Origin of the sequence: Fontimonas sp. SYSU GA230001 (assembly GCF_040066175.1) — a bacterium.
Lineage (GTDB): Bacteria > Pseudomonadota > Gammaproteobacteria > Nevskiales > Nevskiaceae > Solimonas.
Map to the genome: position 1 here is coordinate 24543 of NZ_JBEAAM010000014.1, position 16771 is coordinate 41313.

The window sequence follows — 16771 nt, forward strand, 5'->3', positions numbered from 1 at the left end:
ATGAGCAAGTGGGCGAATCGCCGCATCGTCGTTTCAGCAGCGGCCGCAATGGCGGCGCTTTACGGGGCTGCGGCGCAGGCCGTCAGCTTCAGTCTGCCGTGGGGCGAGGATGCCTCCATCGATGGTGTGCTCAACACCACGATCACCGTCGGCGCGTCGATGCGCATGCAGGAGCGGCACACCGACTACCTGGGCAAGGCCAACATCAATCCGGACGTCTGCGGCGGCATCAACCAGTCCTGCCAGGGCCTGTTCCGCGATCAGGGGCATCCGGGTGCCGCGCTGGCGGCCGCGCCGGGTCAGTTCAGCCCGAATTACGACGACGGCAACTGGAACTACGACCGCTACGACCTCACCTCGGGCGTCGCCAAGATCACGCAGGACCTGACGCTGACCTACGACAACTTCGGCCTGTTCGTGAAGGGCCTGTACTACTACGACTGGGTCAACGCGCGCTTCGACGAATACCACCCGAACCTGATCACGCGCGCCAACAAGGACAGCGTGGGCACGACCGACACCACCTTCGGCGACCGCCAGTACGGACCGGGCCGTCCCGAGAAGGTGCGGCGCCGCAACGGCAGCCTGCTGGGCCAGATCGGCACCGAGCTGCAGCTGCTCGATTCCTATTTCTTCGGCACGCTGCCGCTGTGGGGCGAACAGGAACTGTCCTTCAAGGTCGGCCGGCAGGCGATCAACTGGGGCGAATCCACCCTGCTGGCGCTGAACTCGATCAACCAGGCCAATCCGGTCAACGCCAGCAACTTCTACCGCGTCGGCTTCCTCGTCGAGGAGGTGTTCACGCCGGTCGGCATGATCTCGGCGTCGTTCGAACCGTTCTCGGGCGGCACCTTCGAGGCGTTCTACCAGTACGAATGGCTGCCGGTGGAGGCGCCGGCGCCGGGTTCGATGCTGCAGCTGTCCGACACGGTCGGCACCGACAACGCGGTCAACTACGCCTACGTCCACTTCGGCGGCGGCGCCGAGGATCCGGACGGCGTCGGCTACCCGCTGTTCAACCCGCTGTCCGGTGTGACCAACACCACGACCAAGATCGACCGTCTGCGTGACCTGGAACCCAAGGACGGCGGCCAGTACGGCGTCTCGTTCAAGTACTACGCCGAGAATCTGAACAACGGCACCGAGTTCGGTTTCTACTACATGAACTACCACTCGCGGCTGCCGTACGCGAGTTTCTTTGCGACCGCCGCGAGCTGTGCACGCCGCGAGGGCAATGCCCTGGGCATCGACGCCTACGATCCGATCAGCTTCCTCGCCGCCTGTCCAGACCTGCCGGTGCTGGCGCAGGCCACCGGCGGTGACACGGCGCTGTCCACCAGCAACGCGGTGCCGCTGGATACCGTGAAGCTGCTGGTCGAGTATCCGGAGGACATCAAGCTGTACGGCATCAGCTTCAACACGACCGCATTCGGCTGGTCGTTCCAGGGCGAAGTCGCCTACCGCCCGAACCTGCCGCTGCAGGTCGATACCGAGGACCTGGTGTTCGCGGCGTTCGGGCCGACCCTGTCGCGCTGCCACGATCCCAACCTGCAGCGCTCGCTGATCCCGGCCGGCGCGCTCGGCAACGCGCTGGGCCAGACCAACCTGATCTTCGGTGCGGTCAGCCAGCTGACCGGCGGCATCGTCGGCATCCCCAATCTGGTGCCGGTCGGCGTCAACGGCTGTTCGGGTACCACGGCCGGTGTCGGCGCCTATGTGGACAACGGCTACGACACCGCCACGCCGCTGGGCGGCGGCGAGGGGGTCTATGCCCCCAGCGACTATGTCGTGGACGGCAACGGCACGCCCGGCGCGTTCCGCGACACCTTCGATCTGGCGATCGGCCACGCGCCGGGCTCGGCGCGCTCGTTCCCGGCCTTCGTCACCGCCTACCGCGGCACGCAGGTCGGCGAGAACGCGCCCTGCTCGCAGGAATACATCTACGACAATGCCATTCAGCAGACGACCGGCTACGGCGCGGTGAACCGCGACGCCATCGCCAGTGGCGACGCTTCGCTCAATCCGAACTTCATTCCCTACACGCCGTCGAATCCGTGCTACATCCGCGGCTACGAGCGGCTGGAGGTCTATCAGTTCAATTTCGGCGGCACGCAGGTGCTCGGAGCGACCGACAACCCGATCGGCGCCGACCAGATCCAGTTCGTGTTCGAGACCGGCGCGACCTGGGTACCGAACCTGCCGCCGCTGGACCTGCTGCAGTTCGAGGCGGCCGGCACCTACTCGCATGCCAGCGCCGGTGCCGATGGCACGGGTGCCTACTGGACCAGCGAGCGCGAGCAGCGCCTGGCCTGTTCCTACGATCCGGTGACGCGCGCGCCGCGGCAGTCGTGCTCCTACGGCATCGACGGCCTGCGCTTCAATCCGTCGCAGGCGAACCTGGACCTGTACCCGGACAAGTTTTCCTGGGGCTACGTGCTGATCGCCATCATCAAGTACGAGTCGATCCTGCCCGGCATCTCGATGGCGCCGCAGATCATCTGGAAGCACGACGTCAACGGCACCGCACCCGGACCGGGCGAGAACTTCATCGCCGGGCGCAAGACCGCCGACATCCAGCTGGAGACGCGCTACAAGTCCAACTTCGGTTTCTATCTCGGCTACACCTGGTACACCGGCGGCGGCATCGCCAACCTGTACCGCGACAAGGACATGGCGCGCGCCTTCGTCAAGGTCCAGTTCTAGATGTCGTCCTGACGAGCCGCAGCCGTTCGGCGGGACGAGCATTCACCGGATGCTCGTCTTTTCCGCCTCACTGGCCGCGACTTTCAAAACAAGCAAGTTCGTAGGGCGGGCAGGGCCCCGCCTTACGAACTGAGCATCGGTTTGAGAAAGCGCCCGGTGTGCGAGGCGGCGACTTTGGCGATGTCCTCCGGCGTGCCGCGGGCGACGACGGTGCCGCCGCCGTTGCCACCTTCGGGGCCGAGGTCGATGATCCAGTCCGCGCGCTTGATGACGTCGAGGTTGTGCTCGATGATCACGACGGTGTTGCCGTGGTCGCGCAGGCGTTCGAGCACGGTCAGCAGCTGCGCGACATCGTGGAAATGCAGTCCGGTGGTCGGCTCGTCGAGGATGTAGAGCGTCTGTCCGGTGTCGCGGCGCGACAGTTCCTTGGCCAGCTTGACGCGCTGCGCCTCGCCGCCGGACAGCGTGGTCGCGTTCTGGCCCAGCGTGATGTACGACAGGCCGACGTCCATCAGCGTCTCCAGCTTGCGGTGGATCGACGGCACCGGCTTGAAGAACTCGCGCGCGTCCTCGACGGTCATGTCGAGCACTTCGTTGATGCTCCTGCCCTTGTACCGGATCTCCAGCGTCTCGCGGTTGTAGCGCTTGCCCTTGCAGGTGTCGCAGGTGACGTAGACGTCCGGCAGGAAGTGCATCTCGACCTTGATCACGCCGTCGCCCTGGCAGGTCTCGCAGCGTCCGCCCTTGACGTTGAACGAAAAGCGCCCCGGCGTGTAGCCGCGCGCGCGTGCCTCCGGCACGCCGGCGAACAGCTCGCGGATCGGCGTGAACAGGCCGGTGTAGGTCGCCGGGTTGGAGCGCGGCGTGCGGCCGATCGGTGACTGGTCGATGTCGATGACCTTGTCCAGCCGCTCGAGGCCGTCGATGCCGTCGCAGTCGGCGTGCTCGGTGGCCGCGCCGTTGAGCTGGCGCGCGGCATAGCCGTACAGCGTGTCGTTGATCAGCGTGGACTTGCCGGAGCCGGACACGCCGGTCACGCAGGTGATGACGCCGACCGGGATTTCGACCGTCACATCCTTGAGATTGTTGCCGCGCGCGCCGCGGATCGTGATCGCCTTGCCCGGCTGCACCGGTGTGCGCAGGTCGGGGATCTCGATGCGCGAGCGTCCGGACAGGTAGCGGCCGGTGATCGATGCCGCACTGCGTGCGATCTGGTCCGGCGTGCCCTGGGCGACGATCTGGCCGCCGTGCACGCCGGCGCCGGGGCCGATATCGACGACGTGGTCGGCATGGCGGATCGCGTCCTCGTCGTGCTCGACGACGATCACCGTGTTGCCCAGATCGCGCAGGCGGAACAGGGTCTGCAGCAGGCGTTCGTTGTCGCGTTGGTGCAGGCCGATGCTTGGCTCATCCAGGACGTACATCACGCCAACCAGGCCGGCGCCGATCTGCGAGGCCAGGCGGATGCGCTGCGCCTCGCCGCCCGACAGCGTTTCGGCGCTGCGCGCCAGGGTCAGGTAGTCGAGGCCGACGTTGTTGAGAAAGCCCAGGCGCGCCGAGATTTCCTTGACGATCTTGGCGGCGATCTCGTTCTTGTGGCCGGGCAGCGTCAGGCTGCTGAAAAAGCCTTCCGCGTCGCGCACCGACAGCGCGGTCAGCGCCGGCAGGCTGCGGTCGGCGACGAAGACGTTGCGCGCCGCGCGGTTGAGCCGCTCGCCGCCGCAGTCCGGGCAGGGCTTGTTGCTGAGGTACTTGGCCAGCTCCTCGCGCACCGCGTCGGACTCGGTCTCGCGGTAGCGCCGTTCGAGATTCGGGATGATCCCCTCGAACTTGTGCGTGCGCTGGACCACGCGGCCGCGCTCGTCCGGGTATTCGAACTCGATGCGCTCATCGCCGCTGCCATAGAGCAGCAGATTGCGCACCTTGTCGCTGAGCTTGTGGAAGGGTTTCTCGGGATCGAAGCCGTAGTGTTTCGCCAGCGAGGTGACGAAGTGCCAGTAGTACGGATTGCGCTTGTCCCAGGAGCGGATCGCGCCGGCGGCCAGCGACAGCTCGGGATGCGCGACGACGCGCGCAGGATCGAAAGCCTGCAGCGTGCCCAGGCCGTCACAGGTGGGGCAGGCGCCGTGCGGCGCGTTGAACGAGAACAGCCGCGGTTCCAGTTCCTCCAGCGAGTAGCCGCAGTGCGGACAGGACATGCGCGCGGAGAATGCCAGTGATCCCGCATCGCCGCCGTGCGGCACGATGTAGGCCAGGCCATCCGACAGGCGCAGCGCGGTCTCGAAGGACTCGGCGAGGCGCTGCTTGAGGTCAGGACGCACCTTGAAGCGATCGACGACGATCTCGACATCGTGCTTGAGCTTGCGGTTCAGTGCCGGCACCTCGTCCAGCTCGCAGACCTTGCCGTTGACACGCACGCGCACGAAGCCCTGCGCACGCGCCTGCTCGAAGACGTCCGCGTGTTCACCCTTGCGCCCGCGCACCACCGGCGCGAGCAGCAACCACGCCGACTCGGGCGGCAGCGCGAGCACCTGGTCGACCATCTGCGACACCGACTGCGCCTCCAGTGCGACGCCATGATCGGGGCAGCGCGCGGTGCCGACGCGCGCGAACAACAGGCGCAGGTAGTCGTAGATCTCGGTGACGGTGCCGACCGTCGAGCGCGGGTTGTGCGAGGTCGATTTCTGCTCGATCGAAATCGCCGGCGACAGGCCCTCGATCACGTCCACGTCCGGCTTCTGCATCATCGACAGGAACTGGCGCGCATACGCCGACAGCGACTCGACGTAGCGGCGCTGGCCCTCGGCATAGAGCGTGTCGAAGGCCAGCGAGGATTTGCCGGAGCCGGACAGGCCCGTGATGACGATCAGCCGGTCGCGCGGCAGGTCCAGCGAGACGTTCTTGAGGTTGTGCGTGCGCGCGCCGCGGATGCGGATGGTTTCCATCGGGTGCGGATCGTGGGGGGGACTGCAAAACGGGTACTATATGCGGCCTTCACGATTCCGGACAAAGCAGGTTTTGCGTGGCCCCGCGCCTGACGCCTCCCGTCTCCCGCCTCACGTCATGAATGCACAGGAGTGGCGCGCCGTCTTCGCGCTCGGCGCGCTGTATGCGCTGCGCATGATCGGCATGTTCATGGTGCTGCCGGTGTTCGCGCTGTACGCGCGCGAGCTGCCGGTGCCGGCGCAAGCCTGGCAGGCCGGCATCGCCATCGGCATCTATGGCCTGACCCAGGCCATCGTGCAGATCCCGATGGGCATCGCGTCGGACCGCTACGGCCGCAAGCCGGTGATCGTCGTCGGCATGCTGATCTTCGCCGCGGGCAGTTTCCTCGCCGGCAGCACCCGCGAGATCGAATGGATCATCGCCGGACGTGCGCTGCAGGGCGCCGGTGCGGTGTCGTCCGCGGTCGCGGCGTTGCTCGCCGACGTGACACGCGACTCCGTGCGGACGATGGCGATGGCGATCCTCGGCGCCGGCATGGGTCTGGCATTCGTGTTTGCGCTGGTGCTCGGCCCGGTGGTCGCCGGCTGGATCGGCGTCGATGGCATCTTCCTGCTGACCGGTATTCTGGCGCTGCTGAGCCTGCCGGTCGTTCTGCTCGGCGTGCCGACGCCGCCGCGTACCGTCGAGCGCGAGGGGGACCTGCGCACCGTGCTCGCCGATGCGCAGCTGCTGCGCCTCGATGCTGGCATCTTTCTGCTACACGCCTGCATGACCGCGGTGTTCACCACCGTGCCGCTGGCCATCGTCGAGACCCTCGGACTGCCGAGCGCCGAGCACTGGAGAGTCTATCTGCCGGTGCTGGTACTGAGCCTGGTGCCGGTATTCCCGCTGATCCGCTCGGCGGAGCGCGCCGGCCATTTCAAGCCGGCCTTCGTCGGCGCCATCGGCCTGCTGGCCGTGGCGCTGACCCTGGCTGCCGCGGGACACCAGAGCGTGGTGATCCTGGTCGGCGCGCTGCTGCTGTACTTCACCGGGTTCAATTTTCTCGAAGGCGCCCTGCCGTCACTGATCTCGCGCATCGCACCGCCCGCACAGAAGGGCGCGGCGCTCGGCGTCTATTCCAGCGCGCAGTTCCTCGGCGCCTTCGCCGGCGGCACGCTGGGCGGATTCGCCTTGCAGCACGGCGGCATCGGCGGCGCCTTTGCGGCGGCCATCGCCTTGCCGGTAATCTGGCTCGGCCTGGCGGCGAAGCTGGCGGCGCCGGTGCGGCAGGCGGGCGAGGGCGTCAGGGTGTGAGCACAGACTGGAGATAGCGACATGGCACGCGGCGTGAACAAAGTGATTCTGATCGGCAACCTCGGCAAGGATCCCGAGACCCGCTACTTCCCGAGCGGCGACGCGGTGGCCAACGCGACACTGGCGACGACCGAATCCTGGAAGGACAAGCAGACCGGCGAGATGAAGGAGGCCACCGAGTGGCACAACCTCGTGTTCCCGGGCAAGCTCGCCGAGATCGCCGGCAAGTATCTGAAGAAGGGTTCGAAGATCTACGTCGAGGGCTCGATCCGCACGCGCTCCTGGGAGAAGGATGGCCAGAAGCGCTACACGACCGAGATCCGCGTGCAGGACATGCAGATGCTCGACGGCAAACCCGGCGGTGGCACCGGCGCGATGGGCGAGGAGCGCGGCAGCCACGAGCGCCGCCCGGCGGCCGGTCCGGGTCGCGCACCGGCGGCGGCCGCGCCGGCCGCCGACATGGATGGATCGTTCGAGGAGGACGACATTCCGTTCTAGCCGGCATCGCCGGTGCGCGCCCGGTGACGCGCAGCACATGCCGACCCGTGCCGGACTCGCGGAGCGGCAGTCCGTTCGGCTAAGGTGGGTGCCCCGATCGCGTCAGCGGACCCCGCATGTCGTCAGCGCAGACTTACAAGATCGCCATCGTCGGTTCCGGTCCGGGCGGACTGTCGGCGGCGTGTCGCGCGGCCGAGATGGGTGACTCGCACGTCCTGCTCGAAGCACAGCCGCACCTCTCCAACACCATCTACCGTTACCAGAAGGGCAAGCACGTCATGGCCGAGCCCAACGTGCTGCCCTTGCGCGCGTCGGCACGGTTCGAGGCCGGTACGCGCGAGAAGATACTCGGCGAATGGAACGAGGATGCAGCGGCGCGCAAGATCAACATCCGCCATCGCGCCGAAGTCACCAAGATCGAGAAGCTCGACGGCCATTTCCGGCTGACGCTGGGCTCGGGCGAGCACGTGCTATCCGAAGCGGTGGTGCTGGGCATCGGCGTACAGGGCAATCCGCGCAGGATGGGTGTGCCCGGCGAGGATCTGCCGAACATCCAGTACCAGCTGGATGACCCCGACGAGTACAAGGGCGAGACGATCGTGGTGGTCGGCGCCGGTGACGCGGCGATCGAGAACGCGGTGGCGCTGGCCAGGCAGAACAGCGTCCACATCGTCAATCGCAAGAACGAGTTCTCGCGCGCAAAGGACGGCAACAACCAGCTGATCCTGAGCGCGATCGAGCAGGGCAAGCTGCGCTGCCACTACAACAGCGCGCCGGAAACGATCGAGGCGCTGCCGCCCGGCCATCCGAGCGGCAAGCCGATGCTGCTCAAGCTGAACTCGAAGGAAGGCACCGTCGAGATCCCGTGCGACCGCATCATCGCGCGCCTGGGCGCGACGCCGCAGCGCGAGTTCGTCGAGGCCTGCGGCATCCAGTTCCCGAACAAGGATCCCGCCGCCATTCCGCAGGTGTCGCCGACCTACGAGTCGAACGTGCCGGGGCTGTACATCATCGGTGCGCTGGCCGGCTATCCGCTGATCAAGCAGGCGATGAACCAGGGCTACGAGGTCGTCGAGTTCATCTGCAAGCGGCCGGTCAAGCCGGCCGACGAACCGATCCTGCGCGAGAAGTTTGCAGCCTTCTCGAAGGACCCGGACGTCGAAGCCTTCCTCGACGTGCTCAACCGCCGCTCGCCGGTGATGGCGGCGATGAACCGCCTGCAGCTGCGCGAGTTCCTGCTCGAGAGCCGCATCTTCGCCCCCAGGGCCGGCGAGGTGCTTTACCAGGAAGGCGACTACGGCAATTCCGTCTTCATCATCGTCTCCGGCGACGTCGGCGTGCGGCTCGACCCGCAGGATCCGGCCAAGCTGCGCACGATCAAGGCCGGCCGCATCTTCGGCGAGATGGCACTGATCTCCGGCCGCCCGCGCGCCGCGGCGGTGGTCGCCGGCAAGGACTGCGTGCTGATCGAAGTGCCGCGCCGGGCGATGCTCAAGCTGATCGCCGGCAACGAGCGCGTGCGCGAGTACATCGACCGCGTGTTCACGCTGCGCGCGCTGGAGCGCTACCTGCTGCCCGGCGCCGAGGATGCCCAGCTCAAGGAGATCGTCGATACGGCGAAGCTGTGCCAGTTCAAGGCCAAGGATCCGATCTACGCGGCCGGCGACGCCGCCGAGCACATCCACCTGATCCGATCCGGTTCGGTGATGCTGTCCACGCGGGTCGGCGGGCGCGACGTTGTGCTGCAGTATCTCGCCGCAGGCCAGTACTTCGGCGAGCTCGACGTCATCGCCGGCACCAGGCGCAGCTACGGTGCGCAGGCCGCGATCAAGACCGAGACGATCCGCATCGAGGCGAAACCCTTTCTCGACCTGCTGGCGAAGAATCCCGACATGCAGGCCGAGGTGCGCGAGCGCTTCCGCGGCCAGATCGAGCAGCGCCTGCAGATGGAGCGCGACCCGGAACGCGGCGCGCGCATCCACTTCCTGCTCGGCGAGGGACTGGGCGAGGCCACCGACGCGCTGCTGATCGACGAGTCGCTGTGCATCCGCTGCGACCAGTGCGAGAAGGCCTGCGCGGCGACGCACGGCAACGTCTCGCGCCTGAACCGGGAGGCCGGTGCGACCTTCGACAACCTGCACGTGCCGACCTCGTGCCGACACTGCGAGCATCCGCACTGCATGAAGGATTGCCCGCCGGATGCGATCCACCGCTCGCCCAACGGCGAGGTCTACATCCAGAACACCTGCATCGGCTGCGGCAACTGCGAGCGCAACTGTCCGTACGGCGTGATCCAGATGGGCGTGCAGTCGCCCGAGAAGCCGAGCCTGTGGCGCTGGCTGCTGCTCGGCCAGGGCCCTGCGCCGGGCAGCGAGCTGCACGACTATCCGAAGGGCTCGATCAAGAAGGCGGTGAAGTGCGACATGTGCGGTCCGCGCGCGGCCGGTCCGGCCTGCGTGCAGGCCTGCCCGACCGGGGCGGCGATCCGCGTCGGCCCCGAGGAATTCTTCGAGGTGCTGTCCGGTGGCGGAAGGTAGTTCCATGATCACCCGCCTGCGCGGCCTCGTACTGCCGCCGCCGCGCGCCGCGCGCCACGAATCCTTCCTCGTCTATCGCGGCGCGTACTACCTGCGTGTCGCACTGATGCTGTGCATCCTGTCGATCGTGCTCTACGTGCTGCACGATCCGGTCGAAGGCAGGAGCGGCAGCACCTGGCTGGGCTACGCGCTGGGGATCCTGGGCGCCGGGTTGATCGTCTGGCTCGCCTGGCTGGGGGTGCGCAAGCGTCAGTTCGTCGAGGCGCGCATGCCGATGCAGGACTGGGTGTCGGCGCACGTGTACCTGGGCCTGTCGCTGCTGGTGATCGCGACGCTGCACGCGGCCTTCCAGGTCGGCTGGAACGTGCACACGCTCGCCTATGTGCTGATGGTGCTGGTGATCCTCAGCGGCCTCTACGGCATCCTCGCCTACGCGGTGCTGCCGACGCAGATCACGGCCAATCGCGAGGAGATGGAATTCCGCGCGATGCTCGAAGAGATCGAGCAGCTCAACGAGTCGGCGCTGACGCTGGCCGACCGCATCGACCCGGAGACCCATGCCGTGGTCGCCCGTTCGGTCGGCAAGGTGCGGATCGGCGGTTCGGCCTGGGAGCAGCTCAGCGGCCGCTATCGCGCGGCCGATGAACCGGGCGCGCTGGACTCGTTCTTTTCGGTCAAGCGCAAGCAGCTGCAGGCGCTGGCCGCGGCGCCTGCCGCCGCTGCGGCGATGCCGCAGCGCGGTGGTCGCCAGGCGACGATCGCCTTCGTCGCCGACCAGCTGTTCGCGATGGGCAGCGGGCGGGGCGGCAAGCCGGATGCCAGCAGCGAGACCTTGCAGAAGCTGCTGCAGACCATCGCCAAGCGCAAGGCACTGCTCGAGCGCGTCAATCGCGACATCACGCTGCGCGCACGCCTCGCGGCCTGGCTCTACATCCACGTGCCGCTGACGGTTGCCTTGCTCGCGGCGCTGTTCGTGCACGTCCTGTCGGTGTTCCTCTACTGGTAGCGTGACCCGCCCGCATGATCCTGATCCGACGCTTCGATCCCGAGGGGGCGCGCACCGAGCAGGGCTGCGAGGGGTCGATCTCGATCGGCCGGGCGACCGACAACACGATCCAGCTGCCGGGTCTGCTGGTGGCGCTGCACCACCTGCGCGTGTCCCCCGCCGGCGGCATGCGCCTGCAGATGGACGTGCTCAGCACGGCCGGCGTGATCGTCAATGGCGCGCCGGTCCAGGGCACGACCGAGCTACTGCCCGGCGATGAACTGGGCATCGGCGGTCATCGTGTCCACATCGGCGTCGATGACGCCCGGTCCGCGCCGGTGCTCGAGGTCCACGAACACGACGCCAGGGCCGCAGCGGAGCGAACGGGCGGGCAGTCGAGCCTGGACCGGGCCGGCTGGCGCATGCGCCGACCGGCGCTGATCGGTCTGGGGCTGGTCCTGGTGCTGACATTGATCGTGCCGCTGATCCTGAGGGCGCTGCCGTTGCCGGTCTGGGTCGGCGACTGGGCGCCGAGCGAGCGGCTGTGGTCGTCCGGACGCATCAGCAATGCGCACGCGCATTTTGGCCAGCAGTGCGGCGTCTGCCACGAAAGCCTGTTCGTGCGCGTGCGCGACCAGGCGTGCCTCGGCTGTCATGCGACGATCAAGCATCACGGCGACGACGCGCAGGGGATGGCCGCCGCAGGGCTCGACGATCGCCGCTGTGCAAGCTGCCATTTCGAGCACGGCGACGCACACGCGGTGCTGCCGCAGCATCCGGCCACCTGTACGGGCTGCCACGCCACTCCGCAGGACTTCGCGGCGCTGTCCGGTGTCGGCGCGGTGACCGATTTTGCGCGCAAGCACCCGCCGTTCAGGACGACGGCCACGGTCCTCCGCGATGGACAGCGCGAAACGCGGCGCGCCGAGCTCACGCCCGGCACACGTGACCAGTCGGGGCTGATCTACCCGCACGACCTGCATCTCAACCCGAAGGGCATCCGCGGCGAGAACGGCAAGGAAGTGCTGCAGTGCGCGGACTGCCACCGGCCGGGTGCGGGCGACGTCGGTTTTGCGCCCGTGCGCTTCGAGCGCGATTGCCAGCGTTGTCACCAGCTCGACGTGACCCTCGGCGGCCTGCCGTTCCGGCTGCCGCATGGCGACAGCGATGCGGTGCGCAGCTTGCTGGAAGGCGCCGTCGGCATGAAGCCCGTCGCTGCGCCCAAGGCGGCCGACGTGCAGGGCGAAGACCGCCGCCGTCCCGGCGTGCGCGCCGAGCGCGGCGACGACACCGGTTCGGCGAGCGAGATCGACGGCATCTTCGAGCGCCAGGTGTGCGCCAAGTGCCACGAGGTCACGCGGACCGAGGGACAGGTCGTCGCGGTGTCCGCGCCGGCGCTGCGCCAGACCTGGATGCCGATGGCGCGCTTCACGCACGCACCGCACCAGTGGGTGTCCTGTGAAGTCTGTCACGCGGCGAGCACGAGTTCGGACTCGAACGACCTGCTATTGCCGCAGATCGAGACTTGTCGCGGCTGTCATGGCGGCGTAGGCTCGGACGGCAAAATCCAATCCACCTGCATCGACTGTCATCGCTTTCATCAGGCGGCGACGCTGTCGATGAGCAAGTTGCCGGGGAAACTTGCCAATGCGCAGACGTCGGAGATGGTGCGGTAGCGGTCAGGGAACGCTATGGGCAACGGCGACGCTCGCGTTGCTGCTCGCGGGATGTTCCGGTGGCGATCGGCCGAGCGAAGTCGGTACGTCGCCGGGCGTCGATGCGCGGGGGCGCCCGTGCAGCGGACACTGCCAGACCGACAATCCCCAGCGGCTGGACGTCGCCGACGTGCAGCGCATCATCGCCCAGGGCGTCGCCGAGGCGAACGCGCGCGGCAGGCCGGCGACCTTCGTCGTCATCGATCGCGTCGGCAACGTGCTGGCCGCGTACCGCATGCCCGGCGCACCGCCGCGCATCAACGTCACGTCCGGCATCTACGCGCCCACCGGGACCTTGATCAGCGGCGGTCTCGACAACGTCGCCATCGTGCCGACCGAGCTCGGCTCGCTGGCCAAGGCGCTGACCGCGATGTACTTCTCGTCCGAGGGCAACGCGTTCACCTCGCGCACCGGCGGCCAGGTGATCCAGGAACACTTCAATCCGGGTGAACCGCGCACGCCGGGCGGCGCGCTGTTCGGTGTGCAGATCAGCCAGCTGCCGTGCTCGGACATCTCGCGGCGCTTCAATGGCATCGGTCCCGATCCCGGTCCGCACCGCTCGGCGATCGGCTTCGGCGCCGATCCGGGCGGACTGCCGCTGTACAAGCAGGGCGTCACGGTCGGCGCGGTCGGCGTCATCGCCGACGGCGTGTACGGCGTGGACAAGGTCATCACCGATGACGACCGCGACGCCGATCCCGACGGCAACATCGACGAGCTGATCGCCACGGCCGCGACCTTCGGTTTCGGCGCGCCGCGCGACCGGCGCGCCGACGTGATCACGCTCGAGGGCAAGACTGCGCGCTTCGCCGACGTCGATTTCGAGGATCTGCGGACGTTCGGCCAGCTGCTGGCGCAGCAGACGCCGGCCTTCGATCCCTTGCCGCCGCTCGATGACGATGTCGGGCTGATCGCGATCCGCGGCTACGCCAACGCGCAGGTCGCAGCCGGCACGCGCTTCGGCTTGCCGGAATCGGGGATCCGCGCTGCCGATACCGTGACGGATGCGCCGGGGCTGGCCGCGGCGGACGGCTTCGTCATCGTCGATGAGAACAACCAGAATCGCTTCCCGGCCAGGGCCGGTGCCGGCGCCGGCGGTCTGACGAAGGCCGAGGTCGAGGCGCTGCTGGTCAAGTCGGTCGCACTGGCCAACCGCGCCCGCAGCCAGGTGCGCAGGCCACTCGGCTCGTCCGCCGGGATCCACCTGGTGATCGTGGACATCAACGGCGACATCGTCGGCGCCGCGCGCACGCGCGACGCGCTGGTCGATGCGATCGACGTCAACGCGCAGAAGGCGCGCAGCGCGCTGTACTTCTCCAAGGCCGGCGGTGCGCCGCGTCTGGCGGCGCTGCCGCCGGCGGAATACATCAATGCCGGTCCGCCGGCGCCGGGCGGCGTGCTGCCCGATCCGCCGACGCTGCGGCGCGAGGCCATCGGCCAGTACGCGTCGAACTTCCGCAACTTCCTCGGCGCGGAGTTCGGCGACTTCGCCTTCTCGACGCGCGCGATCGGACTGATCGGCCGGCCGTTCTATCCGGACAACATCGACGGCAATCCGCCCGGGCCGCTGTCCAAGCCGGGCGGCGAGTGGAGCATCTTCTCCACCGGCCTGCAGCTGGACCTCGTTTACAACGCGGTGATCCGGCATCTGGCGTTCGTGCTCGGGGTCGCGCCCACCGATCTGCCGGCCGATCCGGATCGACCGCTGGTCGGTGCCGGCTGCACCGGATACAGCCCGATCACCGACATCCTCGACGGTGCACCGGAGCAGGCGAATCCCATCCCCGAAATCCGCAACGGCATCACGCTGTTCGCCGGCGGCTTTCCGATCTATCGCGGTAACCAGCTGATCGGTGCGATCGGTCTGTCCGGCGATGGCCTGGAGCAGGACGACTTCCTGCCGTTCCTGGCCATCGACCAGGTCGGCAAGGAACTGGGTCCCGGCAGCATCAACAACGCGCCGCAGGCGATCCGTGCCGACCAGCTCAGGCCCGGCGGCTTCGACGTCAACCTGCGCTACGTGATCTGTCCGCAGTCGCCCTTCCTCGATTCCGACGTCCAGGAGGTCTGCAATGGTCTCTAGAGTCGGGATGGGAATCGTGCTGGCCCTGTGCGTTCTCGCTGCGCAGGCGCAGGACGACCGTCGGCGTCCCGGCGAACGTCCGGGCCGTGAGACGGAGCTGCCCGCCGAACCCCGGCCGACGGCGAGCCCGAAGCCCGTCGTCGAGCCGAAGGAAGCGCTGCCGGCGCCGCGCATCGGCGTCGAGCGGCGCCGGCCCGGAGAAGCGGCGGCCAGCGTCGAGCAACCGGCCGGTGAAGCGACGGTGCCCGCCGAGTCGGTCTCGCCGCGCATCGGTGCGTCCGAGCGTCGCCGACCGGGCCAGCCGGAGTACACGCGGCCTGGTGCTTCCGGCGAGCGCGGCGAACCGGGTTCGCCGCTGCGCGGTCAGCGCGTCCCGTTCGCGCCCAACAAGGCCACCGGCTTGAAGCCGGTGGCCAAGCCGGGCTCCGACGCCGAGTTCCGCAAGGAGCCGGTGGCGGACCGCTGGCAGCTGACACGGGCGCTGGGCCTGACCGACTATCCCTGGTACGACCCGTATCACCAGAACACGCTGAAGGCCGACCGCCCGGTGTTCGGTGAGTACTGGTTCTTCAACGCCAACATCGTGTCGGACACGGTCGTCGAGCCGCGCCGCTTCCCGATCCCGGTGGCACCACAGGGCGAGAACGGACCCGGCCAGTCCGACCTGATCGGCAAGGGCGAGCAGCTCGTGCTGGCGCAGAACCTCGGGATCGGCCTGGTGCTGTACAAGGGCAACACCACCTTCATGCCGCCGGACTGGGAGTTCCGTTTCACCCCGGTGTTCAACATCAATTATGCGCAGGTCGAGCAGAACCGCGTGCTCAACATCGATCCGACCGAGGGCGACACGCGCGAGGACGGCCACATCGGCGTCCAGGATCTGTTCATCGACAAGCACCTGTGGGACAACAGCGCGCGCTACGACTTCAACAGCCTGCGCATTGGCATCCAGCCGTTCAATGCCGACTTCCGCGGCTTCCTGTTCCGCGACGAGAACCTGGGCATCCGCCTGTTCGGCAATTTCCACAACAACTACTACCTCTACAACCTCGCCTGGTTTCGGCGCATCGAGAAGGACACCAATTCGGGTCTCAACGATCTCGGCGAACCGCTGCGCAAGGACGACGTCTTCGTCGCGAATCTGTACTGGCAGGATCTGCCGGTGCTGGGCATGACCAGCGAGATCGTCGCGCTCTACAACCGCAACCGCGAAGGCGACGAGGCGTCCTACTTCAACAACAACGGCTTCATCGAGCGCCCGGCCTCGATCGGCATCGAAAAGCCGCGCAGCTACGATGCCTATTACCTCGGCCTCAATGGTGACGGTCATTTCGGCCGCCTCAACTTCACGGGCTCGGCCTACCTGCTGACCGGCAACCAGACGCGTGGAGCGTTCGTCGATCGGGCCACGGATCTGTTCGCGTACTTCCTCGCCGCCGAGCTGTCGATGGATTTCGACTGGCGGCGGTTCCGCATCAACGCGCTGTACGCCTCCGGTGACGACGATCCCTACGACGACCTCGAAAAGGGTTTCGACGCCGTGTTCGAGAATGCCCTGTTCGCCGGCGCCGACACGAGCTTCTGGTACCGGCAGAACGTGCCCTTGATCGGCGGCGGCGGCGTCGCCATCTCGGCGCGCAACGGCCTCCTCAATTCGCTGCGCAGTTCCAAGGACGAAGGCCAGTCGAACTTCACCAACCCGGGGACGGTGCTGCTCGGCATCGGTGCGGACCTCGACCTGACGCCGCAGCTGCGCCTTTCGACCAATCTCAACCAGCTCGCCTTCGCCGACACCGCGGTGATCGAGGCGGCGCGCCAGCAGGCGAACATCGACCGCGACATCGGACTCGACGTGTCGCTGGCCGCGATCTGGCGGCCGTTTTTCACGCAGAACGTCGTGTTCCGCGCATCCGGGGCGGTGCTCGTCCCCGGCGGTGGCTACAAGGCGCTGTACGGCGATGACGAACTGCCGTACTCGGTTCTCCTGAATCTCACGCTCACGTACTGA

At 67.7% G+C, this 16771-nt stretch carries 9 protein-coding genes; 8 read left to right on the plus strand and 1 reads right to left on the minus strand.

The window, feature by feature from the left end; genetic code table 11:
• Complete coding sequence (locus tag AAG565_RS08700) at window positions 1-2703, plus strand: DUF1302 family protein (RefSeq protein WP_348819189.1); 2703 nt, start codon at window positions 1-3, stop codon at window positions 2701-2703.
• A 122-nt stretch (window positions 2704-2825) separates the two neighbouring features.
• Here the strand turns inward: AAG565_RS08700 and uvrA are convergent, their stop codons facing one another.
• Window positions 2826-5648, minus strand: coding sequence for an excinuclease ABC subunit UvrA (gene uvrA / locus AAG565_RS08705; RefSeq protein ID WP_348819190.1), 2823 nt, complete (start codon window positions 5646-5648; stop codon window positions 2826-2828).
• A gap of 118 nt (window positions 5649-5766) precedes the next feature.
• Between uvrA and AAG565_RS08710 the strand changes: the two genes are divergently transcribed.
• The 7 genes from AAG565_RS08710 (at window position 5767) to AAG565_RS08740 (ending at window position 16771) form a co-directional block, all read left to right on the plus strand.
• Window positions 5767-6945: an MFS transporter gene (locus AAG565_RS08710; protein WP_348819191.1), complete on the plus strand. Its 1179-nt coding sequence runs from the start codon at window positions 5767-5769 to the stop codon at window positions 6943-6945.
• Between the two features lie 21 nt (window positions 6946-6966).
• Window positions 6967-7443, plus strand: coding sequence for a single-stranded DNA-binding protein (ssb, locus tag AAG565_RS08715; protein ID WP_348819192.1), 477 nt, complete (start codon window positions 6967-6969; stop codon window positions 7441-7443).
• A gap of 116 nt (window positions 7444-7559) precedes the next feature.
• Window positions 7560-9980: a cyclic nucleotide-binding domain-containing protein gene (locus AAG565_RS08720; protein WP_348819193.1), complete on the plus strand. Its 2421-nt coding sequence runs from the start codon at window positions 7560-7562 to the stop codon at window positions 9978-9980.
• Window positions 9981-9984: 4 nt separating this feature from the next.
• Window positions 9985-10986 carry a hypothetical protein gene (locus AAG565_RS08725; protein ID WP_348819194.1) on the plus strand — a complete coding sequence of 334 codons (1002 nt, stop codon included), beginning with the start codon at window positions 9985-9987 and terminating at the stop codon, window positions 10984-10986.
• Window positions 10987-11000: 14 nt separating this feature from the next.
• A complete protein-coding gene (locus AAG565_RS08730) occupies window positions 11001-12641 on the plus strand; it encodes an FHA domain-containing protein (RefSeq protein WP_348819195.1) in 1641 nt (546 codons plus the stop codon).
• Window positions 12642-12678: 37 nt separating this feature from the next.
• Entirely contained in the window at window positions 12679-14763 is a 2085-nt protein-coding gene (locus AAG565_RS08735; protein WP_348819196.1) for a heme-binding protein, read from the plus strand.
• Window positions 14753-16771, plus strand: a complete 2019-nt coding sequence (locus tag AAG565_RS08740) for a hypothetical protein (protein ID WP_348819197.1) — start codon at window positions 14753-14755, stop codon at window positions 16769-16771. The genes AAG565_RS08735 and AAG565_RS08740 overlap by 11 nt, the downstream gene beginning before the upstream one ends.